Source organism: Rhodococcus parequi, from assembly GCF_046042785.1.
GTDB classification, from domain to species: Bacteria; Actinomycetota; Actinomycetes; order Mycobacteriales; family Mycobacteriaceae; genus Prescottella; species Prescottella parequi.
In genome coordinates this window covers 108,619-132,866 of sequence record NZ_JBDLNV010000001.1, presented here as the reverse complement: position 1 = coordinate 132,866, position 24,248 = coordinate 108,619, and the positions used below count along the sequence as shown (strand labels likewise).

Annotated in this window: 17 protein-coding genes; 1 reads left to right on the top strand and 16 read right to left on the bottom strand. The window is 69.3% G+C overall.

Annotation, left to right across the window (positions count from 1 at the left end; genetic code table 11):
- Window position 1 precedes the first annotated feature (1 nt).
- From ABEU20_RS00615 to ABEU20_RS00565, 11 genes are all read right to left on the bottom strand, one after another.
- The gene (locus ABEU20_RS00615; protein ID WP_420162478.1) at window positions 2–1,231 is read right to left on the bottom strand and encodes a winged helix DNA-binding domain-containing protein; all 1,230 of its coding nucleotides are present in this window, start codon (window positions 1,229–1,231) and stop codon (window positions 2–4) included.
- Between the two features lie 70 nt (window positions 1,232–1,301).
- On the bottom strand, window positions 1,302–3,158 hold the full coding sequence (locus ABEU20_RS00610; protein ID WP_420162477.1) for a lipase family protein: 1,857 nt from the start codon (window positions 3,156–3,158) through the stop codon (window positions 1,302–1,304).
- A 128-nt stretch (window positions 3,159–3,286) separates the two neighbouring features.
- Window positions 3,287–4,381, bottom strand: coding sequence for an amidohydrolase family protein (locus ABEU20_RS00605; RefSeq protein ID WP_420162476.1), 1,095 nt, complete (start codon window positions 4,379–4,381; stop codon window positions 3,287–3,289).
- Window positions 4,382–4,387: 6 nt separating this feature from the next.
- Window positions 4,388–5,968: a signal recognition particle protein gene (ffh, locus tag ABEU20_RS00600; RefSeq protein WP_420162475.1), complete on the bottom strand. Its 1,581-nt coding sequence runs from the start codon at window positions 5,966–5,968 to the stop codon at window positions 4,388–4,390.
- 122 nt (window positions 5,969–6,090) lie between these two features.
- Window positions 6,091–8,628: a [protein-PII] uridylyltransferase gene (locus tag ABEU20_RS00595; RefSeq protein WP_420162474.1), complete on the bottom strand. Its 2,538-nt coding sequence runs from the start codon at window positions 8,626–8,628 to the stop codon at window positions 6,091–6,093.
- Entirely contained in the window at window positions 8,618–8,956 is a 339-nt protein-coding gene (locus ABEU20_RS00590) for a P-II family nitrogen regulator (RefSeq protein WP_005512103.1), read from the bottom strand. Before ABEU20_RS00590 ends, ABEU20_RS00595 begins: the two co-directional genes overlap by 11 nt.
- Before the next feature lie 3 nt (window positions 8,957–8,959).
- Window positions 8,960–10,285, bottom strand: coding sequence for an ammonium transporter (locus tag ABEU20_RS00585; RefSeq protein WP_420163110.1), 1,326 nt, complete (start codon window positions 10,283–10,285; stop codon window positions 8,960–8,962).
- A 290-nt stretch (window positions 10,286–10,575) separates the two neighbouring features.
- Window positions 10,576–12,030: a signal recognition particle-docking protein FtsY gene (gene ftsY / locus ABEU20_RS00580; RefSeq protein WP_420162473.1), complete on the bottom strand. Its 1,455-nt coding sequence runs from the start codon at window positions 12,028–12,030 to the stop codon at window positions 10,576–10,578.
- A 116-nt stretch (window positions 12,031–12,146) separates the two neighbouring features.
- Complete coding sequence (locus ABEU20_RS00575; protein WP_420162472.1) at window positions 12,147–12,680, bottom strand: glutathione peroxidase; 534 nt, start codon at window positions 12,678–12,680, stop codon at window positions 12,147–12,149.
- Between the two features lie 67 nt (window positions 12,681–12,747).
- A complete protein-coding gene (gene smc, locus ABEU20_RS00570; protein WP_420162471.1) occupies window positions 12,748–16,350 on the bottom strand; it encodes a chromosome segregation protein SMC in 3,603 nt (1,200 codons plus the stop codon).
- Between the two features lie 22 nt (window positions 16,351–16,372).
- Complete coding sequence (locus ABEU20_RS00565; protein ID WP_420162470.1) at window positions 16,373–16,654, bottom strand: acylphosphatase; 282 nt, start codon at window positions 16,652–16,654, stop codon at window positions 16,373–16,375.
- Window positions 16,655–17,068: 414 nt separating this feature from the next.
- On the opposite strand from ABEU20_RS00565, the gene ABEU20_RS00560 reads away from it, so the two are divergent.
- A complete protein-coding gene (locus ABEU20_RS00560; RefSeq protein WP_420162469.1) occupies window positions 17,069–18,370 on the top strand; it encodes an HNH endonuclease signature motif containing protein in 1,302 nt (433 codons plus the stop codon).
- 71 nt (window positions 18,371–18,441) lie between these two features.
- On the opposite strand, the gene ABEU20_RS00555 is transcribed toward ABEU20_RS00560, so the two are convergent.
- Genes ABEU20_RS00555 through ABEU20_RS00535 form a run of 5 tightly spaced genes read right to left on the bottom strand, consistent with a single transcriptional unit; the run spans window position 18,442 to window position 24,245 of the window.
- Window positions 18,442–18,876, bottom strand: a complete 435-nt coding sequence (locus ABEU20_RS00555) for an OsmC family protein (protein ID WP_420162468.1) — start codon at window positions 18,874–18,876, stop codon at window positions 18,442–18,444.
- Complete coding sequence (locus tag ABEU20_RS00550) at window positions 18,869–20,311, bottom strand: alanine/glycine:cation symporter family protein (protein WP_420162467.1); 1,443 nt, start codon at window positions 20,309–20,311, stop codon at window positions 18,869–18,871. Before ABEU20_RS00550 ends, ABEU20_RS00555 begins: the two co-directional genes overlap by 8 nt.
- A gap of 58 nt (window positions 20,312–20,369) precedes the next feature.
- Window positions 20,370–21,050, bottom strand: a complete 681-nt coding sequence (locus ABEU20_RS00545; RefSeq protein WP_420162466.1) for a response regulator — start codon at window positions 21,048–21,050, stop codon at window positions 20,370–20,372.
- Window positions 21,047–23,587: a sensor histidine kinase gene (locus ABEU20_RS00540; protein ID WP_420162465.1), complete on the bottom strand. Its 2,541-nt coding sequence runs from the start codon at window positions 23,585–23,587 to the stop codon at window positions 21,047–21,049. Before ABEU20_RS00540 ends, ABEU20_RS00545 begins: the two co-directional genes overlap by 4 nt.
- A gap of 7 nt (window positions 23,588–23,594) precedes the next feature.
- Window positions 23,595–24,245 carry a potassium-transporting ATPase subunit C gene (locus ABEU20_RS00535; RefSeq protein ID WP_420162464.1) on the bottom strand — a complete coding sequence of 217 codons (651 nt, stop codon included), beginning with the start codon at window positions 24,243–24,245 and terminating at the stop codon, window positions 23,595–23,597.
- Window positions 24,246–24,248: the final 3 nt, after the last annotated feature.

Here is a 24,248-nt window from a genome sequence, read left to right as displayed (position 1 = left end):
TTCAGCGCCCGGCCGCGTCCGCGAACTCGATCTGCGCCGTCGACGCCCCGCGCAGCACGGCGACCTGCTCGGCCTCCACACGCAGCTGCTCGCGGACCGCCGCGCTCAGGGGTGCGAACGCGTCGAACGTCAGTGTCAGCGTGCGTCCGCACTTGCGGGGCCGCCAGGTTCCGACGATTCTTCCGTCCGCCAGCACGGCACCGGGGTCGCCGACCGTTTTCCACACCCGGGCATGACGTTTCTTGTCGACGATGAGATCCCGGTCGCGCATCTGCAGATAGGGGTCGTGCGGCGGCAGCAGTCGCACCCCAGCCGCCGGGAGCGGCGACCGCACGGCGTCCAGATCGCCGGCGCGCATCCATGCCGCTCGGCCGTCGACGTCGACGTGGATGAGCTCGTCAGCCAGCGTCGCCCACCACGGTTCGACGTCACCGGTGTGCACACCGAGCCAGGCGGCGAAGTCCTTGCGTGTGGACGGGCCGTAGCAGTGCAGGTAGCGGCGCAGCAGGTCGGCGCGGGCGCTGTCGGCATCGACGGGCGGCAGCGGCCGTCCCAGCCACTCCTCGACCAGGACGAACGGCGCCTTGTTCCCGCTCCGCGGTGCGAGGCAGACGATCCCACGCAGCGTCAGAATCCGAAGACAGAAGTGCACGACAGCCTCTCCCAACGGCTGGTGCGTGCCGTAAGGTCCGTCCGCCAGCCACTTTTCGCGTCGCTTGGGTGTCAGCGTAGGTGCGATGCGCTCGGCCAGTTCCTTGCCGAGCTCGTTGATCGCCAACTGCCTGCCCGACAGTACGGTCGCGATCTCGTCGGCGACGAGGGCGACGGTGTCGTCCAGTCCCAATCCGAGGGTGTCGAGCGCCTGCTCCACGCCGCTGATCAGGTGCAGCCGCGCCTCCTCGGCGGCCGGCAGAACGCCCGCGGTGAAGACCTGCGCGTCGGCGGTCGGGAAAAAGAACGGTGCACCGCGCACGGACCACGACTGCAGCACACTGCGCTCCTCGGAGACCAGGTGGTCGACGAGTTCCCCCGTCACACCTTCGACGCGGGCGTGCAACGCGAGCAGCGCCGACCCGGGCGGGCTGTTCTGAATGCCGCAGGCACTCACCACCTGATGCAGATCTTCGGGCGGACGCCGGGCGGTCAGGTGGTGCGCGTTCAATCGAAATGCGACGACGTCGTCGGGCCGTACCGTGACGGCGGGACCGCCGCAGTTCGAACGAGCTGTCACCGGTTGCCCTCCCGTCGGTCGTTCCGTGTGCGCCTAGTGGCTCGCCCCGACGAACTGATAGATCACATACTCAGCCGCTGATGGCGGGGAGCATGTCGACCTCGTCATCCCCCGCTCCGATCTCCGTCGGTCCGAGTCCGTGTTTCGTCATGAAAGTCAGCAAGCGCTCCAGCACCTCATGCCCGGTTCGCAGCTGAGTCAGCCTGACGGACTTCTCGTCCACGAACGGTTCGAGACGACGAATCTCGGCATTGATCTGGTTGTCCATCCCAGTGATTCGCCACCACAACATCACGTCGTGTCGCAGGTGCAACTTCTTCAACGCATGTTCGGCGGCGACCCGGGCCACCAGTGTCCGAGGGTCGTCGGCGATCTGCGTGGTCGTTCCAACCGTCGCAGCAACCGTCGCCATAAGCGTCCCGGTAGACGCGAGCCCGCCGACGGCCGCAAGCCCGCCGACCATGCCGCCAGGGCCGAACGCCGCGAGCATGCTGGTGAACGCTGCGGCACCGGCTAGACCGACGGGCGCAGCCACCATCAGCCCGATCGGGGCGGCAGCCACAAGAGCCAGGCCCGCCGCTCCGATGAGCCAACGGCTCTTGGCTGATTCACCGAATCGATCTCGGAGGCTGCGGGATTCGAGGGCCTCCTTCCGCACCTCGATGATCGCCTCCTTGACGGCCTCACCGAAATGACTGGTCAGCCCGAGATCCATGGCGATATGCGGTAGGGCGTCGAGTTGGGCATCGCTGCAATCGATCTCGTACGGCGCGGTGTTGTCCGATGTCGCCAGTACCGCCATGTGGCGCACCGATTCGACCTCGGACCACCGGAACGGCAGCGTGGGCATACGCCCCTGCACGAGCGTCAACAGTTCGGTCGGCACCGGACGGCCATCCTCGATCCTCTGACGAGCACTGGCGACGTCCGCTTCGCGGAGAAGCTGCGCCACGTCACCGAATCGCTGCTTGGAATCCTTGTCCGTAATCTGCAAAGCGACCTGGCGGTTGAACTGCATGACCAGTAGGCGAAGTGCATCGGCGTCATCGAGGTGCACCGCAATTGCGGAGTCTCCGTCATAGGTGGGCTGGGGCGCGAGCCAAACGGCTTCGCCGATCAACCGCGCGATCGTGTCATGCCGCAGATACCGAACACTGTCGTGGGCCCCGATGGCAGCCACTTTCACGGCGTTGAGGTCGTCGAGTTGGACCACGAAATCCTGGGCTGCGGGGAACAGAGCGGTGAGCCCGCGACCTGCAGTGACCGGATCCCACGGCGACAGGAAGTTCGACCAGTCGTCGACCCGCGAGTACGGGAACTTTTTGAGAAGGCGTTCGGCGCCCTTGTGTAGTGCTTCCGAGTGCGCCGGGCTGCCGATCGTGACGAATCGTCGCACGTGAATCGACTCTGGAAGGTGGTCCAGGAGGTCGATGGCAATAACGCTACCCAAGCTGTGCCCGATGAGCACGATGTCACCACTGACACCCTCGAGCTCCCCGAGGATCTTCCGCAGGACAGCGCCCCGAGTGCTCTCGCTGGTTACATAATTGGGCACTGCCTTCAGCTGGCCAGGAGCGGCCTTCGCGATGGCAGCGCCACCTACCTGGGCGACAGGATCCGGGAGCTTACCGAAACCGTAGGTCTTGACGGTCGGATCCTTGTCGAGCAGTCGCTGAATCCGAGCCTGGCGCAGTTCGTACTGGCGCCGCGATGGGGCCTCGTCTTTCGGCTTGTATGTCAGCGGAGGCACCGAGCCACGGCTGGCGCTTGCCATGAGCAGATCGTTGTAACGCGGCGCGATCACATCGCGCCTGTCTACAGACCCGAACCCGCACCGAAAGAGCCCGTCGTTGAGCGCGCTCAGCCAATCCATCTCAGGATCGCCGCCGCCGACCCCGTGGAGATAAACAACTTTCGGTGAGGACACTGAGATTCCTTCCGCCCCTCGCGATGCGCGGCCGATCCACGCGAGACGGATTCTGGCACAGGGGGCGGACAGTTCGGGGCAGGAACGATCAGGTCCCCCGCAATACGGTGTTGCGCCACGGCGCCGGCTCAGGCGAACGAACCCCGCGCCGTCACGACCTCGCCACCGACCACCACGAGCGACGGCTGCGACAGCACCTGCGGACCGGTTCGCGGATCCTGTTCGTAGACAATCAGATCCGCGGGTGCACCCGGAGCCAGTCCCCCGCCGCCGAGCCAACTCTGCGCGTTCCAGCACGCGGCGCCGAGGGCTTCGGTGGGTGTCATGCCGACCTTGCCGAGCGAGGTGACCTCGTCGGCGACGCGGCCGTGCCGGACGTGCCCGCCGGCGTCGGTGCCCGCGTAGATCGGGATGCCGGCGTCGCGGGCGGCGCCGATGGTGTCGTTCACCCGCGCGTACAGGTCGCGCATGTGCGCCGCGTACACCGGGAACCGCGTTGCGCCGTCGGCGATCTCCGGGAAGTTGTCGATGTTGATCAGTGTCGGCACCAGGGCGGTGCCGCGTTCGGCCATCATGGCGATCGTGGCATCGGTCAGGCCGGTGCCGTGCTCGATGCAGTCGATCCCGGCATCGATCAGTCCGGGCAGCGCGTCCTCGCCGAACACGTGCGCGGTGACCCGGGCGCCCTCGCGGTGCGCGGCCTCGATCGCCTCGACGAGGATGCCGTCGCTCCACAGCGGCGCCAGGTCGCCGACCTCGCGGTCGATCCAGTCCCCCACCAGCTTCACCCAGCCGTCACCGGCGCGGGCCTGTCGCACCACCTCGTCGGGCAGCTGCGACTCGTCCTCGAGGTCGACGGGCAGACCGCGGATGTAGCGCTTGGGGGCAGCGATGTGCCGTCCGGCGCGGATGATCCGCGGCAGTCCCGCGACGTCGTCGAGCGAACGCGTGTCCACCGGCGATCCGGCGTCGCGGACCAGCAGCACACCGGCATCCCGCTCGATCCGCGCCTGCGCGAGCGCACCGTCGAGGTCCTCGGCACCGCCGCCGTAGCGAATCCCGATGTGGCAGTGCGCATCGACGAGACCGGGCAGGATCCAGCCCTCGGTGCACAGCGTCTGCGCGTCCGGCACCGCCTCGTCGGTGATCTTGCCGTCCCGGATCCACAGTTCGAATGGCTGCTCGTCCGGCAGACCGGTGCCGCGCAGGTGGAAGGACGTCACGCAGGCCTACTTCTTGGGGAGCTTGAGCTGCGACAGGTCGATGCCGTCGAGGCCCGGGGGCAACTGGTCGAGGCCCTTGGGCATCTTCGACAGGTCCGGGAAGCCGGCAGGCATCCCGCCCGGCATGCCCGGCAGACCGCCCGGCATTCCGGGGAAGCCGCCCTTGATCTTCGGCTGCGTCGGGCCCTTGCCGCCCTTCTTGCCCTTCTTGCCCTTCTTGCCACGCACCTGTTTGCGCGCGCCGGGCATGCCCATGCGTCCGGCCATCGCGGCCATCATCTTGCGGGCCTCGAAGAAGCGGTCGACGAGCTGGTTGACGTCGGAGACCTTGACGCCCGAACCGTTGGCGATACGCAGACGGCGCGAGGCATTGATGATCTTCGGGTTCTCGCGCTCCGCGGGCGTCATGCCGCGGATGATCGCCTGGATGCGGTCGAGCTGCTTCTCGTCGACGTTGGCGAGCGCGTCCTTCATCTGACCGGCGCCCGGCAGCATGCCGAGCAGGTTGCCGATCGGACCCATCTTGCGCACGGCCATCATCTGCTCGAGGAAGTCCTCGAGGGTCAGCTCGCCCGAGCCGATCTTCGCGGCGGTGGCCTCGGCCTGCTGGGCATCGAAGACCTGCTCGGCCTGCTCGATGAGGGTGAGCACGTCGCCCATGCCGAGGATGCGGCTCGCCATGCGGTCGGGGTGGAAGACGTCGAAGTCCTCGAGCTTCTCACCGGTCGAGGCGAACAGGATCGGTTCGCCGGTGACCTCGCGGACGCTCAGCGCCGCACCACCGCGGGCGTCGCCGTCGAGCTTGGTGAGCACGACACCGGTGAAGCCGACACCCGACTTGAACGCCTCCGCGGTGTGCACCGCGTCCTGGCCGATCATGGCGTCGAGCACGAAGATCGTCTCGTCGGGCTGGACGGCGTCGCGGATGCCCGCGGCCTGCGCCATCAGCTCCTCGTCGATGCCGAGGCGGCCGGCGGTGTCGACGATCACGACGTCGTACTGCTTGTTGCGGGCCTCTTCGACACCTGCACGCGCGACCTCGACGGGGTCGGCGGCCGAGATGCCGAGCGGGTTCTCGCCGCCGCCGATGGAGGTGCCGGGGTGCGGCGCGAACACCGCCGCGCCCGCGCGCTCACCGACGACCTGCAGCTGGGTGACAGCACCCGGACGCTGGAGGTCACACGCGACGAGCAGCGGCGTGTGTCCCTGATCCTTGAGCCACTTGGCCAGCTTGCCGGCGAGGGTGGTCTTACCGGAACCCTGCAGACCGGCCAGCATGATCACGGTCGGCGGCGTCTTCGCGAACTGCAGGCGACGCGTCTCACCACCGAGGATGCCGACGAGTTCCTCGTTGACGATCTTGACGACCTGCTGCGCCGGGTTGAGCGCCGCCGAGACCTCGGCGCCCTTCGCACGCTCCTTGATCTTGGCGATGAAGGTGCGAACGACGGGGAGCGCGACATCGGCCTCGAGGAGCGCGAGACGAATCTCGCGGCACGTGGCGTCGATGTCGGCTCCGGAGAGTCGACCCTTGCCACGCAGATCCTTGAGGGCTCCGGTCAACCGGTCGGAAAGGGATTCGAACACCGAATGCGCTCCTGAGCTCTGTGCTGGTCCGGCCGCAGGCCGTGAATAATTCTCCGAACCAGGGTAACCGTTCGAGCGGCCACATCCGCGCGGCAACCCCGGCGGGGCGCGACCTGTACGGCTCACTCCGCCACGGGCTCCTCCTTCTTCGGCTCCGGAGCGGGGACGACCGACAGGATCGCGTTCTCGAGCTGCTCCCGCCGGGCGCGCGTGCCGCCGCCCTCCATGCTGATGCAGAACGCATCGACCACCGACGATCCGAGCGTGCTGACCCGCGCCCAGCGCACGTCGGCGCCGTTGCGTTCCAACACCCTGGCCAGGCGGCTGAGCATCCCGAGCCGGTCCTCCGCCCGGAGTTCGACGATCGCGTCGCCCTGGGCATCGTCCCCGCCCATCACGTCGAACCAGATCACCCGCGGGGGCGCCAGCGCGTACTGCACCGGCACCGCGGCGGCCGTCCGATCCTCGAGCACCTGGTTCTCGCGCGCCTCACGTTCCTTGGTGTCGAGCTGCTCGAGGACGTCGATCTCCCCGGCCATCGCCCGGACGAGTTCCTGGCGCAGCAGCCCGGCCTGGGGCGGTGCACCGAATCGCGGGGCCACCACGAACGAGTTGATCGCCGAGTCCCCGTGGCTGCCGAGCGACGCCGACAGCACCCGCAGCGAGCTCAGCGCGAGCACTCCCGCCTCGTGTGACAACAACCCGGGGGTGTCGGGTGCGACGATCGTCACGACGTAGGTGTGCGCGGCAGTGCCCGGATCGAGAGTGACGTGCACACCGCCCTGCATCGCCACGTCGACGAGCGCCGGATCGACGGGGTCGGGCACCGGTAGCTTGTCGCCCGCCATCGCGAGCCGGCAGCGGCGCACCAACTCGCCGATGAGCGAGGACTTCCAGTCGCCCCACACACCCGGGCCGGTGGCGAGCGAGTCCGCCTCGGCGAGCGCGCTCAGTAGTTCGAGCAGCACCGGATCGCCGCCGAGCTTGTCGACGACCATCTGCACGGTGGCCGGGTCGTCGAGGTCGCGGCGGGTGGCCGTCTGCGCCAGCAACAGGTGGTGGCGCACCATCCCGGTCAACAGCGCGATGTCCGACGGCCACAGCCCGAGCCGCGCCCCGATCTGGGCCGCCAGTTCGGCGCCGACGACACTGTGGTCGCCGCCGCGGCCCTTCCCGATGTCGTGCAGGAGCGCACCGAGCACCAGCAGGTCGGGCCGCGAGACCCGCGTCGTGAGCGCGCCCGCCTGCGCGACGGTCTCGACGAGATGCCGGTCGACCGTCCACGTGTGCACGGCGTCGCGCGGCGGCAGGTCACGCACTGCGCCCCACTCGGGCAGCAACCGGCCCCACAGTCCGGTGCGGTCGAGCGCCTCGATCGTCGGGATCGCTCGGTGGCCGGAGCCGAGCAGCACCAGCAGGTCGCCCAGCGCGCCCTTGGGCCACGGCTCCCGCAGCTCGGGCGCACTGTCGGACAGTCGGCCCAGCGTGGACGCCGAGATCGGCAGCCCGGTCGAGGCCGACGCCGCCGCGACCCGCACCACCAGGCCGGGATCGCGCTTGGGCCGGGCGTCGCGCGCGAGCACCAGTTCGCCCGACTGCTCCACCACGCCCTCGTCGATCGGCCGGCGTAGCGGCACCCGGCGCAGCTTCGACAGTCCCTTCCGGGGCAGCGAGTTGCCGGCCGTCCGCAGCCCCACATCCACCGAGTAGCCGATCGTGCGGGCGCAGTCACTGAGCGTGCGCGCGAGGTCGAAGCGGTCGCCGATCCGCAGGGCCGCACCGATCTCGTCGGCGTCCTGGGCCCGCAGCTGATCGCGTGAGCGCCCGGCCACCCGATGCAGTTCCGTGCGGACGTCGAGCAGGCGCCGATGCGCCAGCGCGAGGCCGCCACCGGGAGTGTCCGGTCCGAGCCCGGGCATCCCGTCGGTGAGCTGAGCGATGGACAGCGCGTTGAGGAGTTGGACGTCCCGCAGCCCACCACGTCCGTTCTTGATGTCCGGCTCGGCGCGGTGCGCGATCTGCCCGCTGCGGGCCCAGCGCGCCTGCGCCTGCTCCACGAGTTCGTCGAAGCGGGAACGGATCCCGGTGCGCCATTGCCGGCGCACACCACCGACGAGCAGGTGGCTCAGCTCGATGTCGCCGACGATGTGCCGGGCCTCGAGCATCCCGAGCGTGGCGGTGAGGTCGGTCGCGGCGACCTGCAGCGCCTGCGGCACCGTCCGCACGCTGTGGTCGAGCTTGATGTGCGCGTCCCACAGCGGATACCACAACTGGTCGGCGACCTGAGCGACCTGCGCGGGATCGACGTCGTCGTGCAGCAGGATCAGGTCCAGGTCGGAGTAGGGCATCATCTCGCGGCGGCCCAGGCCCCCGACCGCCACGATCGCGAAGCCCGAATCGGGCCGGATCCCCAGCTCGTGTCCCTTTGTGGTGAGCCAGAATTCGTGCAGATCGACCAGGGCGTGCCGCAGCGACGGTGCGTCGAGGCGATGGTTCCGGGTGCCGCCGGCCAGTAGCTGTTCGCGCGCCCGGGCGAGATCCCGGGCGTCGTCGGGCTGGTGGTCGTCGGGTCCCTGAGACCCGGACGGCCCCGACCCCGCCGCCGTGACGGCGACAGGATCAGGGCCGTCGAATCCGGACCCGCGAGGGTCAGATCGCATCCCCGCCCCGTTCGCCGGTACGGACCCGGACGACCGATTCGACCGGGGTGACCCAGACCTTCCCGTCACCGATCTTGCCGGTGCGCGCGGCCTCGACGATGACCTCGACGACCTTGTCGACGACCGAATCCTCGACAACGACCTCGACGCGAACCTTGGGAACGAAGTCGACCGAATACTCGGCGCCGCGGTAGACCTCGGTGTGACCCTTCTGCCGCCCGTACCCCTGGACCTCGCTGACCGTCATACCGAGAACACCGGCCTGTTCGAGTCCGGTCTTGACGTCCTCGAGCGTGAACGGCTTGACGATTGCGGTGATCAGCTTCATGACTCATGCCTCCCTGGCGGCAACAGTTGCGGGCGCCGGTACGCGCCCCGGGACCGGGCTACCTGCAAGTGCGACGAAGTCGTAGGCACTTTCGGCGTGTTCGGCCTCGTCCACACCACGAGCCTCGGCCTCGGCGCTGACCCGCAGTCCGATCGTGACCTTCACGATAAGCGCGATGACGGCCGTTGCGATGCAGGAGTACACGAGCACGGCGCCCGCGCCGACCGCCTGGCGCCACAGCTGGTCGAGTCCGCCGCCGTAGAACAGGCCGTTCACGCCGGCCGGTGCGGCCTCGGTGGCGACCAGGCCGACCAGCAGGGTTCCGACGAGACCACCGACGAGGTGGACGCCGACCACGTCGAGCGAATCGTCGTAGCCGAAGCGGTACTTGAGCCCCACAGCGAGGGCACACAGTGCACCGGCGACGACACCGATCACGATCGCGCCGACCACGTCGACGGACGAGCAGGCGGGGGTGATGGCAACCAGGCCGGCGACGATGCCCGACGCACCACCGAGGGTGGTGGCGTGGCCGTCGCGGATCTTCTCCACCAGCAACCACGCGAGCATTGCGGCGCAGGTCGCGACGATCGTGGTGACGAACGCGGCACCGGCGACGCCGTTGGAGCCCACCGCCGAACCCGCGTTGAAGCCGAACCAACCGAACCACAGCAGCGCGGCGCCGAGCATCACGAACGGCAGGTTGTGCGGCCGGAAGGGCGTCTTGGGCCAGCCGCGGCGCTTGCCGAGCATGACGGCGAGGACCAGGCCCGCGACACCGGCGTTGATGTGCACTGCGGTGCCGCCGGCGAAGTCGATCGCGCCGAGCTTGTTGGCGATCCAGCCACCCGTCTCCGCGGTGACCCCGTCGAACGAGAACACCCAGTGCGCGACCGGGAAGTAGACGACCGTCGCCCACAGTCCGGCGAACAGCAGCCAGGCGCCGAACTTCATGCGGTCGGCGACCGCGCCCGAGATCAGGGCGACGGTGATGATCGCGAACATCGCCTGGAAGGCGACGAACACGAGCGCCGGGATGGTGCCGACCAGCGGGATCGCCGCGGCGGCGCCGGCCTCCGCATCGCCGAGGTAGTCACCTCCGAACAATCCCTTCAGCCCGAAGAATTCCGTCGGATCCCCGATCAGTCCGCCCTTGTCGTCACCGAAGGCGATCGAATAGCCGAAGAGCACCCACAGCACGCCGACGACGCCCATCGCGCCGACGCTCATCATGATCATGTTCAGCACGCTCTTCGCACGGACCATGCCTCCGTAGAAGAACGCGACGCCCGGAGTCATCAAGAGCACCAGCGCGGCGCTCATGAGCATCCACGCGGTGTCCCCGGTGTCCGGGGCTCCGATAGTGGGAAAGTCCACGGTGAGCCTCCTCGTCAGTCTTGTCGTTCTGATCAGCAAGACTGCTCACCTGGTGTTTCATCCGTGGTTGCACAGCGTTTCGGATAGGTGAACGGATCGGCCAGTTGTGTTGCAGTCGGGTTTCGCGGTTGCGCGCAGCGGTGCCCGGAACGCCGCGAACCGTCAGGAACGCCCCGAAACGCCGACGAAACGCCGCGGCCCGGCCCCTCCGAAGAGGGACCGGGCAGCGGGGGCGGGAACTGTCAGCCGAGCAGCGCGTCGACGAAGGCCTCGGGCTCGAACGGAGCGAGGTCGTCGGCGCCCTCACCGAGTCCGACGAGCTTCACCGGCACACCCAGCTCGTGCTGGACCTGGAAGACGATGCCACCCTTCGCGGTGCCGTCGAGCTTGGTGAGCACGACACCGGTGATGTCGACGACCTCCGCGAACACGCGGGCCTGCATCAGACCGTTCTGTCCGACGGTGGCGTCGAGCACCAGCAGCACGTCGTCGACGGCGGCCTTCTTCTCGACCACGCGCTTGACCTTGCCGAGCTCGTCCATGAGACCGGTCTTGGTGTGCAGACGGCCGGCGGTGTCGATGACGACGACGTCGACGCCGTCCTCGATGCCCTTGGCGACCGAATCGAACGCGATCGCGGCCGGATCGCCGCCCTCGGGTCCGCGAACCACCTCGGCGCCCACGCGCTCGGCCCACGTCTGCAGCTGGTCGGCGGCGGCGGCCCGGAAGGTGTCGGCGGCGCCGAGCAGGACGCGACGGCCGTCGGCGACGAGGACGCGGGCGAGCTTGCCGGTCGTCGTGGTCTTGCCGGTGCCGTTGACGCCGACGACGAGCAGGACGGCGGGATGATCGCCGTGCGGCAGGGCGCGGATCGAACGGTCCATCTCGGGACGCAGTTCGTCGACGAGCACCTCGCGCAGCAGGGCCCGGGCCTCGGCCTCGGTGCGCACGCCGCGGGATGCCATTTCCGACCGCAGGCGCTCGACGACCTTGACGGTGGTGGCGGTGCCGAGGTCGGCGATCAGCAGCGTGTCCTCGACCTCCTCCCACGAATCCTCGTCGAGGTCTCCACCGCCGAGCAGACCGAGCAGACTCTTGCCGACGGCGTTCTGTGAACGAGACAGCCGCCCGCGCAGGCGGTCCAGCCGACCCTCGGTGGGGGCGATCTCCTCGATCGCGGGGGCGGGCTCCGGTTCGACCACGGGCTCCGGCTCGACCACGGGCTCCGGCTCGACCGCGGGCTCGGCTGCGGGGGCCGGCTCTTCGACGACGGGCTCGGGCGCAGGTTCGACGACCGGCTCCGGCGGAGCGACAGGTTCGGGTGCGACGGGTGCGGGTGCTGCCGGCGCCTCGGGCTCGGCAACCGGCTCCGGAGCGACGGTGGGCTCTGCCTCGGGGACGGGCGTTGTCGGCGGAACCGGCGGCGCGACCGGCGGCACCGGCGGGGCAACCGGTGGCTTGGGCGCGGCCGGTGGCACCTTGGGAGGGGCGGTGGCGGACGGCCCCTGGCTGAAGTTGAAGCCGCCACCGGCCTGATATCCGCCCGAACGGTCCTTCGGCTGTTCCGTCAGCTCGGGCTTCTCGGGCGCCGCGGTGAGGCTGATGCGGCGACGCCGGGCCATGGTCAGGCCGACGACGAGCGCCACGACGAGGACGGCCAGTACGGCCGCTATTGCTATCCAGGCTCCGGTAGTCACACCGACATCCTGTCAGGCTGCCCGCGTCCGTGACGCCTCCGGGCAAGACCGGCGGGGCGGGCCGAGATCGGTCCGTGACACCCGAGGAGCGGATCCTCGGGTGTCACGTCGGGCCGTCAGAGCAGGGCGGCGATCTCCTCGGCGATCTGCTCGGGGGTGACGGTCGGCTCGAAGCGGCGAACGACCTCGCCGTCGCGGTCGACGAGGAACTTCGTGAAGTTCCACTTGACCTCGTCGGTGCCGATCGCCTCGGGGCGGGTCTTGCTGACGTGCTCGTAGAGGAAGCCGTGGTCGGGACCGAAGTCACCGGGGGCCTGCGCGCGCAGGTACTGGTACAGCGGGTGGGCGCCCTCGCCGTTGACCTCGAGCTTCGCGTACACCGGGAAGGTGACGTTGTAGTTGACGCTGCAGAACTGCTGGATCTCGGCGTCGTCCCCCGGCTCCTGGTCCCCGAACTGGTTGCACGGGAAGCCCACGATCTGCAGCCCCTTGTCCTGGTTGGCGCGGTGCAGCGCCTCGAGGCCCTCGTACTGCGGCGTGAGTCCGCACTTGCTCGCCACGTTGACGATCAGCAGCAGCTTGCCCTTGTGGGCGCTGAGATCCTCGGTGGCCCCATCGGCGGTCTGGACGGGGAAGTTGTGGGCGTTCATCGATGGTTCTCCCATGTAGTTCGGTGGGGTCGTGCGGGGTGCACGCACGTGAGTGACGGTGCCGGGTTCACCCGGCAACCAGGTCCTGACCGCGCAGGCGCTGCGAGATGACGGTGGTGATGCCGTCGCCGCGCATGCTGACGCCGTAGAGCGCGTCGGCGACCTCCATCGTCGGCTTCTGGTGGGTGATCACGATCAGCTGCGATTTCTCCCGCAACTGCTCGAACAGCCCGATCAGGCGCCGCAGGTTCGTGTCGTCGAGCGCGGCCTCGACCTCGTCCATGACGTAGAACGGCGACGGCCGCGCCCGGAAGATCGCGACCAGCATCGCGACCGCGGTGAGCGACTTCTCGCCGCCGGACAGCAGCGACAGCCGCTTGACCTTCTTGCCCGGCGGGCGGGCCTCCACCTCGATGCCGGTGGTGAGCATGTCCGACGGATCGGTGAGCACCAGGCGGCCCTCGCCGCCGGGGAAGAGTTTCGCGAACACCTCGACGAACTCGCGTTCGACGTCCGCATACGCCTCCGTGAACATCTGCAGGATGCGGGCGTCGACGTCGGCGACCACCCCGAGCAGGTCCTTGCGCGCGTTCTTGACGTCCTCGAGCTGGGTGGAGAGGAAGTTGTATCGCTCCTCGAGCGCCGCGAACTCCTCGAGCGCGAGCGGATTGACTTTGCCGAGCGTCGCCAGGTCCTTCTCGGCGCGCTTCGCCCGGCGCTCCTGCGAGGCCCGGTCGTACGGCACCGGCGCGGGCCGGGTGACCTGCTCGCCGCGCTCCCGGGCCTGCTCGTATTCCGCGATCTCGAGTTCCGACGGCGGCAGCGCGACGTCGGGACCGTACTCGGCGATCAGATCGTCGAGGTTGACCGCGTACTGCTCGAGAATCGTCTGCTCGAGCTGCTCGATCCGCAGGGCCGCCTGCGCCCGCGCCACCTCGTCCCGGTGGACCGCGTCGGTGAGCGCCGCCATCTGGGCGGTGAGCTGCCGGACGCGCTCTTTGACGGCCTCGACCTGTTCGGTATGTGCGGCGCGCCGACGGGTCAGCTCGTCGCGATGCGCCGCGGCCGCCACCACCACGCCGTCGAGGCGGTCGGCCACCTTCTGTCCGGCGGCGGCCACGGCGGCCGCCACCTCGGCGGCCGTGCGACGCGCCCGCCGTGCGCGTTCCGCTCGCGCGCGGGCCTCTCGTTCGGCCTGGGCCGCACGCCGCAGCGAATCCGCTTTGCCGCGTACCGATTCCGCTCGCTCCTCGGCGGTGCGGACCGCGAGCCGGGCCTCGACCTCGACAGCACGCACCTCGGTGAGTGCGGCCGCGGCGGCCTCCCGTTCGAAATCCGTAGGCGCGCTGCTGCCCGAGTCGGTCGCGGCGCCGGACTGTTCGTCCTCTGCACGGTGCAGGCGTTCCTCGAGTTCGGCGAGGGAGGCGAGCGTCTCCTCGCGGCCGCTCTCCGCCTTCACCCGCTGCGTGAGCAGCCGCTCCGACTCGGCGTGGGCTGCCCGGACCACCTGGCCCAGGCGCCCCAACTGCTCGTAGACCGCGGACATGTTCGCATCGGACTCGTGGAGGGCGGCCAGCGCCTGCTCCGCGACCTCGGCACGATCGGTCTGCTCGGCGACGGCGCCGGCGAGGGCCGCAGTCAGTTCCTCGGAGCGGCGTTCGGCCGCCTCCAGCGCCGTCGTCGACGCGTCGATCGCGGCCTGCACCTCGATGGTGCTCGGCCGGCGGTCGGATCCGCCGGTGATCCAACCGGCTCCGACCAGGTCGCCGTCCCGGGTCACCGCCCGCACCGACGGCCGCGCGCCCACGAGTTCGGTTGCGGCATCGAGCGAATCGACGACGGCGACGCGGTCGAGCAGGGCCTCGACGGCGGCGCGCACGGACTCCGGGCAGTGCACGGCGTCGGCGATCCACGTCGCCGACTCGGGGAGGTCGGGGCGCTGCGTGTGGTCGGTCCGCTCGGCGGTGAAGAGGATCGCGGCCCGGCCGCCGTCGGCAGTCCGCAGCGCGTGCACGGCGGCCGACGCCGCCGCGGCGGATTCCGCGGCGATCGCGTCGGCCGCCGGGCCCATCACCGCGGCAACCGCGGCCTCGAATCCGGCGTCGACGCGGAGCAGTTCGGCGACGGGGCCGGTGAGCCCGCGATCGGTGTGGTGCTCGAGCAGCCAGGCGCCGCCGTCCTTGCGTTCGAGCCCCATCGACAGCGCGTCGATGCGCGCTCTCAGCGACGCCACCTCCTGGCCGGCATCGCGTTCGGCGGCCTGCAGTTCGGCGACCCGCGCGGTGATCAGGTCGAGTGCCTCGACCGCACGCTCGTGGTGGCCGTCGAGCCCGAGTTCGCCGGCGTCGAGGTCGTCGACCGTCGCCTCGACCGTGTCGAATTCGCGTTGCGCGGCCTCCCCGCGCTCCCGGGCTTCCGCGATCGCGACGTCGAGCCGGGACACCTCGGCATCCACCGATTCGGCGCGGGTCCGCAACGTGTCGACCTGCCCCGACAGCCGGGCCAGCCCCTCGCGGCGATCCGCGATCGCCCGGACCGCCGCGAAGTGGGCACGCTCGGCCTCGGCGGCCGCCTCCTCGCGTTCGGCGAGTTGTTCCCGCGCCGCGTCGAGTGTCGCGCGTGCGATCTCGACGGCGGCGATCAATTCGGTCTCCTCCGCCGCGATCCGCTCGGCGCGCGCCTCCATCTCGTCGGGGTCCTGACCCCGACCGGTCTCGGGCTCGCTGTCGAGGTGCCGCGCGCGTTCCTGCGCGATCCGGATGGTCGCGCTCACCCGTTCGGCCAGCGCCGACAGCTGGAACCACGTCTGGCTCGCCGCCTCGGCCTGCGGCGTCAGACGGGCCAGCGCCTGCTCGTGACCGCCCAGTTCCGCGGTGGCCGCCTCGAGCGCCGCCTGCACCGTCTCGTGCTGTTCGCGGGCGAGTTTCTCGTCGTGCGTCTGGTTGGCGAGTTCGGCCCGGCGGGTGACGAGATCGTCCGCGGCCAGGCGCAGCCGCGCGTCCCGCAGGTCCGCCTGGACGGTCTGCGCACGTCGCGCGACCTCGGCCTGGCGACCGAGCGGCTTGAGCTGCCGGCGCAGTTCGGCGGTGAGGTCGGTGAGCCGCGCGAGGTTGGCCTGCATCGCGTCGAGCTTGCGGACGGCCTTTTCCTTACGCTTGCGGTGTTTGAGGACGCCGGCGGCCTCCTCGATGAAGGCGCGCCGGTCCTCGGGACGCGATTCGAGGATCGCGGACAGACGGCCCTGCCCCACGATGACGTGCATCTCGCGGCCGATGCCGGAGTCGCTGAGCAGTTCCTGCACGTCCATCAGGCGGCACGAGTTGCCGTTGATCTCGTATTCGCCGGCGCCGTCGCGGAACATGCGCCGTGTGATCGACACCTCGGAGTACTCGATCGGCAGCGCACCGTCGGAGTTGTCGATCGTGAGCGTCACCTCGGCACGGCCCAGCGGTGCCCGTCCGGCGGTGCCGGCGAAGATGACGTCCTGCATCTTGCCGCCGCGCAGCGCCTTGGCGCCCTGCTCCCCCATCACCCAGGTGAGGGCGTCGACGACGTTCGACTTGCCCGACCCGTTGGGACCCACGACGCACGTGATGCCCGGCTCGAACTTCAGAGTCGTCGCGGACGCGAAGGACTTGAAGCCCTTCAACGTCAGACTCTTCAGGTGCATGACGGCGAACTCTACCGGCGGATCAGCGCTCGACGAACCCGGAAAGGCCTCCGCGCGCCGCGTCGAAGTGCTCGACGACGAGCGTCACGTTTCCCGGGGTCTGCCCCGATCGCAGCAGCTCCAGCAGCCGCTCCAGCTCCGGTCTCGCGCCCTCGGCGATCACCAGCACTCGGCCGTCGGCGTGGTTGGTGGCGTGCCCGACCAGTCCGAGCTCGAGCGCCCGCGCCCGCGTCCACCACCGGAAGCCGACGCCCTGGACGTACCCGTGGACCCAGGCGGTGAGGCGTTCGGTGTCGGCAGTCATGGCTGCCATTATCCGACGGGCGGGGTCAGCTTCCGGACGGCGCCGTCGAAGCCCACCGTGTACAGGGCGCGGCTGTCCCACGATCTCAGAGTCCCGGGCTTGGCCCGGATCCCGGTCGATCCCGGGCGACCCGAACGCGTACGCTCCGACCCGGCACCCGTGGTGCGCAGGTCTCCGCTACCTAGAGGCGCGAGCCTGTTGGGCATCACGAGGCCTCCCGCGACGGTTCCGCGCGCGGCTCGTCCCGGTCGACGGCGACGGAGCCATCCGCAAGGCCCAGCGGAACCGCGTCCGTCGTCGAACACCTCAGCTGCACATGCACAAGCTATGTGAACCGGTCGGCTTGCGTCGAAGTTCAGATCCGGACGTAATGCCGCCGTTGACTCGAACACCAGTTCGAAGTAGGCTGGTGTCATGAATCCGGGGGGACTCAATAATTCGGCAATCGCAGCCACCGAGCTGCAGCCCGACGACGCGCGCAGCCTCCCCGAGATCTCGCTGCTGCAGGGCATGCTCGACGTGTCCCGTGAGATCGAACGCCTCGAGGCGTTACGTGTCGCGATGGTTGCCGAAGTCGATGAGCGTGCGGTCTCGTTGGACACCCTCGGATTCCGTAGCGTCAAGCAGTGGCTGGCTGCGAACACATTGTTGGAAGTACCGGCCGCGGCACGGATCCTAGCGTTGGGCAGGATGCTGAGTCGGCAACCCGAGATTGCCGACGCCTTCAACACCGGTGATATTTCGGCGGAGCATGCCGCGTTGATCGGTAAATTCTGCGAAACCCCGCCGCGCGGCATGCCTGTAGAGGCGTTGGGTGCGTGCCGGAAAGTGTTGCTGGACGCCGCCACTGGCCCGGCCGCGACCACCATGACCGTGCGCACCTGCATCGCGAGGCTCGAGCGGATCTTCGAATCCGACGAACTCCCACCCAGCGAAGACACCGAACGCAACGAATTCCACGCCTCCAAAACCCTGAACGGACGCGTCGCCGTGAAGGGCGATCTCGACGCCGTCACCGGCGAGATGCTGCTGACAGCGTTGTCTGCCTTGACCAAGCCGAGGAATCCGGTCGACGACCCCGCCGGCTCGCACACCCCGGCGCAGAAGCGCGCGGACGCGTTCGCCGAGATCCTGCGCCGCTACCTCGACTCCGGCGAGGCGCCGGTCGAGGGTGGCGAACGGCCCCACCTGTCCCTGCACGTGAATGCCGCCGACCTTGCGTGCAGCGAAGCGGATCACGAGTCGGCCCATCCGGATGGTGAGCCGGACCTGTTCGGAGACAAAGACGTTGCCACTATGCCCTGGATGGGACCACTGTCGATCGCCACCGCCCGCAGACTCGCCTGCGACTGCCACCTCACCCCGATCGTGATGCACGACGGCGTCCCCATCGACCTCGGCCGCACCAGCCGAACCGTCTCCAAGAAGCAGCGCAGGGCGTTGGTCGCGCGCGACCACGGCTGCGCATTCCCCGGCTGCGGCGCACCACCCGCCCACTGCGAAGGCCACCACGTCAAGCACTGGGCCGACGGCGGACCCACCGACCTCGACAACCTCGTCCTACTCTGCCGCTACCACCACAGGCTCCTCCACCACAGCCACTGGCAAGTGAAAATCGGTGCCGACCGCCACCCGTGGTTCACCCCACCAAGCACGGTCGACCCGTACAAGAAACCCATCCTCGCCAATGGGAGGGCAGGACCACACGCGGCGTAGGGCCTGCACAGCGATAGGTGCCATCGACGCCTGCCGTCACCGAATGGCGGCAGGCGTCGACGAGCAGTGTCCTAGTCGCGCTTGATCGACAGCGTCACCTTGGCGCCGGCCTTGAGCGTGCGGCCGACGGTGCAGACCTTGTCGACCGAACGCTCGACGAGCGCTACGAGACGCTCCTGGGCATCGGCGTCGAGCTCACTGAGGTCGAGTTCGAGCACCTCGTCGAGCTGCGGGTACACCTCGTTCTCCCGATCCGCCGCACCCGACACCCGGATGGTGGCGTCGTAGTCGTCGCCGAGGCGACGCGACAGCGGGAAGTCCGAGCTCATCCCCGAGCAGGCGGCCAGAGCGATCTTGAGCAGTTCGCCGGGGGTGAAGACGCCCTCCACCGACTCCGATCCGATCAGGACCTCGGCGCCGCGCGAACTGCGTCCGGTGTAGAGACGGGTACCGGTGCGCTCGACCCAGAGCTCGGTGGGTGCGGGGGCAGGAGTCTGTTCAGCCATGAGTGGAGATCCTGCCATCCTCCGGCGCCGCATCCCACACCTGGATGCCCGTGATCTCCGGCATCTCGTCGCGGTGGAACGTCGAATCCTTACCCTCGGCCCGCTGGCGGCGGTAATGGGCGAACAGCAGGAAGGCGACTCCCGACAGCGGCAGCAGGGCGGCCAGGTTGACGGTGGCCATAACGCCCATCACCAGATCGGCGAGCGCCCAGATCAGCGGCAGCGATCCGACGGCACCGGCGAACACACACACCACGACGAGCGCCCGGAAGCCCTGCAGCACCCGACGGTTGCCCGTCAGGAACTCGATGTTGGATTCGCCGTAGTAGTAGTTGCCGATCACCGAGGTGAAGGCGAGGAAGAAGATCGCGAAGGTCAGGAAGTGCACGGTCCAGCCACCGAGTTGCGCGCTGAGCGCGTTCTGGGTGAGCGACGCTCCGGCTTTCGTCCCGTAGTCCGGATTCGACAGCAGGATGATGAATGCCGTTGCGGAGCAGACCAGCAGCGTGTCGAAGTAGACGCCCAGGCTCTGCACCAGTCCTTGCTTGACCGGGTGCGAGACGGCGGCGGTCGCGCCGGCGTTCGGCGCCGAACCCATGCCCGCCTCGTTCGAGAACAGGCCGCGCCGAATGCCCTGCATGAACGCCGCAGCGAAGCCGCCGCTCACCACCTCGCGGATGCCGAACGCGTTCTCCACGATCAGCCGGACCATGCCGGGAACTTCGGTGATGTTGAGCGCCACCACAACCAACGCGAGAACCAGATAGGCACCCGCGACCACCGGGACCACCACCTGCGACACCGCCGAGATCCGGCGCACCCCGCCGAAAATGACGGCCGCGGTCAGACCGGCGACGACCAGTCCGACCACGACGCTCAGCACGCGGGACTCCTCACCGACCGAGGTGGACACCGCGTCGACGATCGAATTCGTCTGCACCGCATTGAAAACGAAGCCGTAGGTGACGGTGATGACGACGGCGAAGATCACGCCCATCCAGCGGCGCCGGAGTCCGTACAGCATGTAGTACGCCGGACCGCCGCGGAACCCGCCGTCCTTGTCGCGGATCTTGTAGACCTGCGCGAGCGTCGACTCGACGAACGCGGTGGACGCGCCGATGAGCGCCATCAGCCACATCCAGAACACCGCGCCCGGCCCGCCGACACTGATCGCGATCGCGACACCCGCGATGTTGCCGGTGCCCACCCGTGAGGCCGCCGAGATCGAGAAGGCGCGGAAGGCCGAGATTCCCTTCTGCCCGTCGGGCAGTGTCTCGGCAGGCTCGGTGACCGACCGGAGCATGTCCGGCAGCAACCGGATCTGGACGAACCGGGACCGCACCGTGAAGTAGAGGCCCAGGCCTACCAGGATCGCGATCACCGCGTACCAGTACGCGTCGTTGATGTCGGTGACCAGTTCCACTAGCGAGTCCACATCAGCGACTATGCGGGACGCGCGTCCAGTCCGCCACTTCCGAACCGACCGTTGGTTCCTACACCTGGAAGCGATATCCCATGCCGGTCTCGGTCAACAGATGCTTCGGTTTCGACGGATCTGCCTCGAGCTTCCGGCGCAGCTGAGCGAGATAAACCCGCAGGTAGTGCGTCTCGGTGGCGTATGCCGGCCCCCACACCTCGCGGAGCAGTTCCTTCTGCCCGACGAGCTTGCCCTTGTTCCGGACGAGCATCTCGAGCATGCCCCACTCGGTGGGGGTCAGGTGCACCTCGGCCCCATCGCGCGTGACCTTCTTCGCGGCCAGATCGACCGTGAACGAATCGGTCACGACGACGGGTTCGCCGGTCTCCGCGGCCGCCGCACCGCGACGGACGGCGGCACGCAACCGCGCGAGGAACTCGTCCATCCCGAACGGCTTGGTGACGTAGTCGTCGGCTCCCGCGTCGAGTGCCTCGACCTTGTCCGACGAATCCGTCCGCGCCGACAGCACGATCACCGGCGCGGTGCACCACCCGCGCAGACCGGCCAGCACCTCGATGCCGTCGATGTCCGGCAGACCGAGATCGAGGACGATCACCTCGGGGTGTCGCTCGGCGGCCGCACGCAGTGCCGCCGCCCCGGTCGACGCGGTCGTCACCTCGTAGCCGCGGACACTGAGATTGATCCGCAGTGCCCGCAGGATCTGCGGCTCGTCGTCCACCACCAGCACCCGCGTCATGGGGCCCCTTTCGCTTCCTCGGCACCCGTGGGCGCCGCATCCAGTTCCACGATCATCGTCAGCCCACCACCGGGGGTGTCCGTGACGCCGACCGTGCCGCCCATCGCCTCGACGAAGCCTTTGACCACCGACAGCCCGAGGCCGACACCCACCGTGTTGTCGCGGTCGCCGAGACGTTGGAAGGCGTCGAGGACCTGCTCGTGGGAGCCACGGGCCAGTCCCGGGCCGGTGTCGGCGACGGTAATCGTCATCCGGTCCCCCGCCCGCGCCGCACCGATGCGGACGGGTTGGTCCGGTGCGTAGCGCAGCGCGTTGTCGACGAGGTTGGCGATCACCCGTTCGAGCAGACCGGCGTCCGCCATCACCGCGGCGTCGCCCACCTCGACCTTGACCTGGTCCCGAACCCGGCGTGCGGAGCCGGGCCCACCGAATCCCGCACCGACCAGCGCGCGGTGCACCACTTCCTCGAGGTAGACCCGGCGCAGCGTCGGCTTGACGACGCCGGCCGCGAGCCGCGAGGAATCGAGGAGATTGCCGACGAGTGCGGTCAGCTGATCCGTGGACTCCTCCACGGTCGCGAGCAGTTCCGCGGTGTCCTCCGGCGAGAACTCGACATCGTCGCTGCGCAGGCTCGACACCGCGGCCTTGACGGCGGCGAGCGGGGTGCGCAGATCGTGGCTCACCGCGGAGAGCAGCGAGCGTCGCAGGCGGTCGGCCTCCGCGAGGGCCTGCGCCTTGCTGGCCTCGGCGGCGAGTTGCCGTTGCCGGATCAGGCCCACGGCCTGGTTCGCCACCGCGTACAGGACCTTGCGGTCCCGGGCGCCCAGTTCCACCCCCGCGAGCAGCAGCGCGTACTCGCCGTCACTCACCTCGCACACCGTGCCTGCCTCGTCGATCGTGCTCGGCGCCGACGGCCCCGCCGCGCTCACGACACCCTCTCCGCGCCGCACGACGCTGACCCCGGTCTGCGAGTAGGTTTCGCGCACCTTCTCGAGCAGCGCGGGCAGATCCGCGCCGCGCAGCACCGAGCCGGCGAACAGCGCCAGCAGTTCGGCCTCCTGCGATGCGCGCCTCGCCTCCCGCGACCGCTTGGCCGCCGCGTCGACGAGGATGGCGACCGCGACCGCCACCACCAACAGCACGACGGTGGTGATGAAGTTGTCCGGCTGAGCGATGGTGAAGCTGTAGAGCGGCACCGTGAAGAAGTAGTTGAGCAACAGGCCCGAGATGAGCGCGGACAGAATCGCGGGTCCGACGCCACCGAGCAGTGCGACGAGCAGCACGACGACGAAGAACAGCGCGTTCTGTCCGCCCACCCCCGCGAATCGATCGATCAGCCCCATCAGAGCGGCCGCGAGCGACGGCACTATCACCGCGGCCAGCCACGACACCACGCGGCGCTCACCGCGGCCGAGGAACGAGATCCGGTGCCGGGTCGCGGCCTCGTCGTGCGTCACCATGTGCACGTCGATCTTTCCGGACTGCTGGACTGTCGCCGCGCCGATTCCCTCGTCGAGGATCCGGGCCCAGCGCGACCGTCGGGACGTTCCGATGACCAACTGCGTGGCGTTGACCTCGCGCGCGAACTCGAGCAGCGTCGTCGGGACGTCGTCGCCGACGACGCTGTGCAGGCTGGCGCCGATGCTCGTGGCGAGCTTGCGCACCTTCCCCATCTCGGCGGCGGAGACTCCTTCGATGCCGTCGCCCCGCACCACGTGCACCACCATCAGTTCCGCACTCGCCTTGCCGGCGATGCGGCTCGCGCGACGTACGAGGGTCTCGGACTCGGGTCCCCCGGTGACAGCGACGACGACCCGTTCGCGCGCCTCCCACGTGTCGGTGATCTTGTTCTCGGCGCGGTACTTCGCGAGTGCGGCGTCGACCTGGTCCGCGACCCACAGCAGCGCGAGTTCACGAAGGGCCGTGAGATTTCCGCGCCGAAAGTAGTTTCCCAGCGCGGCATCGACCTTCTCGGCGGAATACACGTTGCCGTGAGAGAGCCTGCGCCGCAGTGCCTCCGGGGTGATGTCGACGAGCTCCACCTGCGCGGCGGCGCGCACGACCGCGTCCGGCACCGTCTCCTGCTGAGTTACCCCGGTGATCTGCTGGACGACGTCGTTGAGACTCTCGAGATGCTGGACGTTGAGCGTCGAGAGCACGTCGATCCCGGCGTCGAGCAGTTCGTAGACGTCCTGCCAGCGCTTCTCGTTGCGGCTGCCGGGGGTGTTGGTGTGCGCGAGTTCGTCGACGAGCACCACCGCCGGCCGCCGCGCGAGCACCGCCTCGACATCCAGTTCCGGCATCGCCGTGCCGCGGTACTCGACGAGCCTCGGTGGAATCAGCTCGAGACCGGCGGCCTGCTCGGCGGTGCGGGCGCGGCCGTGGGTTTCCACCACGGCCGCGACCACGTCACCGCCACGCTCCAGGCGCCGGTGCGCCTCCCCGAGCATCGCGTACGTCTTGCCGACGCCCGGCGCCGCACCGAGATAGATCCGCAACTCGCCGCGGCGCGCGCGGGACTGCTCGGGACTGCTCACACCGCCATCATTCACCCGCGGACGCCGCCTCGCATCCAGGTGCGGTCAGTCCGAGCGCGACGTTGAGTTCGAGCACGTCGACCCGCTCGACACCGAGAAACCCGAGTTGGCGGCCCTCGGTGTGCTGCGCGACGAGATCCCGGACGCGGTCCTCGCCCAGCCCTGTGACCTTCGCGACTCGCGGTACCTGCAGTTCTGCGTAGGCGGGCGAAATGTGCGGATCGATGCCGGAGCCCGATCCGGTCACGGCGTCGACCGGAACGTCCCGCGGCGCCACGCCCTCCCGCTCGGCGACCGCCGTGCGGCGCGCCTCGACGAAACCGGCGAGCACCTCACTGCTGGGCCCCTGGTTGCTCGGCAGTGCCGCCGCGGGATCGCCGGGCGCGAACGGGTCCTCGTCGGCGACGGAACCGACGACCCGGTTGTGGAAGAAGGGATCCGGCTCGCCGGCCGCGACCTGCGGATCGACACCGATCCAGCGGCTGCCCACGACGCACCCGGCGGCGTCGGTGACCGGGGAGCCCTCCGCGGACCCCGAACTGATGCGTCCCACACCCCACACGGCGGCTGGGTACAGCACCCCGAGGATCGCGGTGAGCGCGAGGAGGACGAGGAGTCCCGCCCACACCTGCTTGAGAAAACCGACAGCGAATCTCATTGC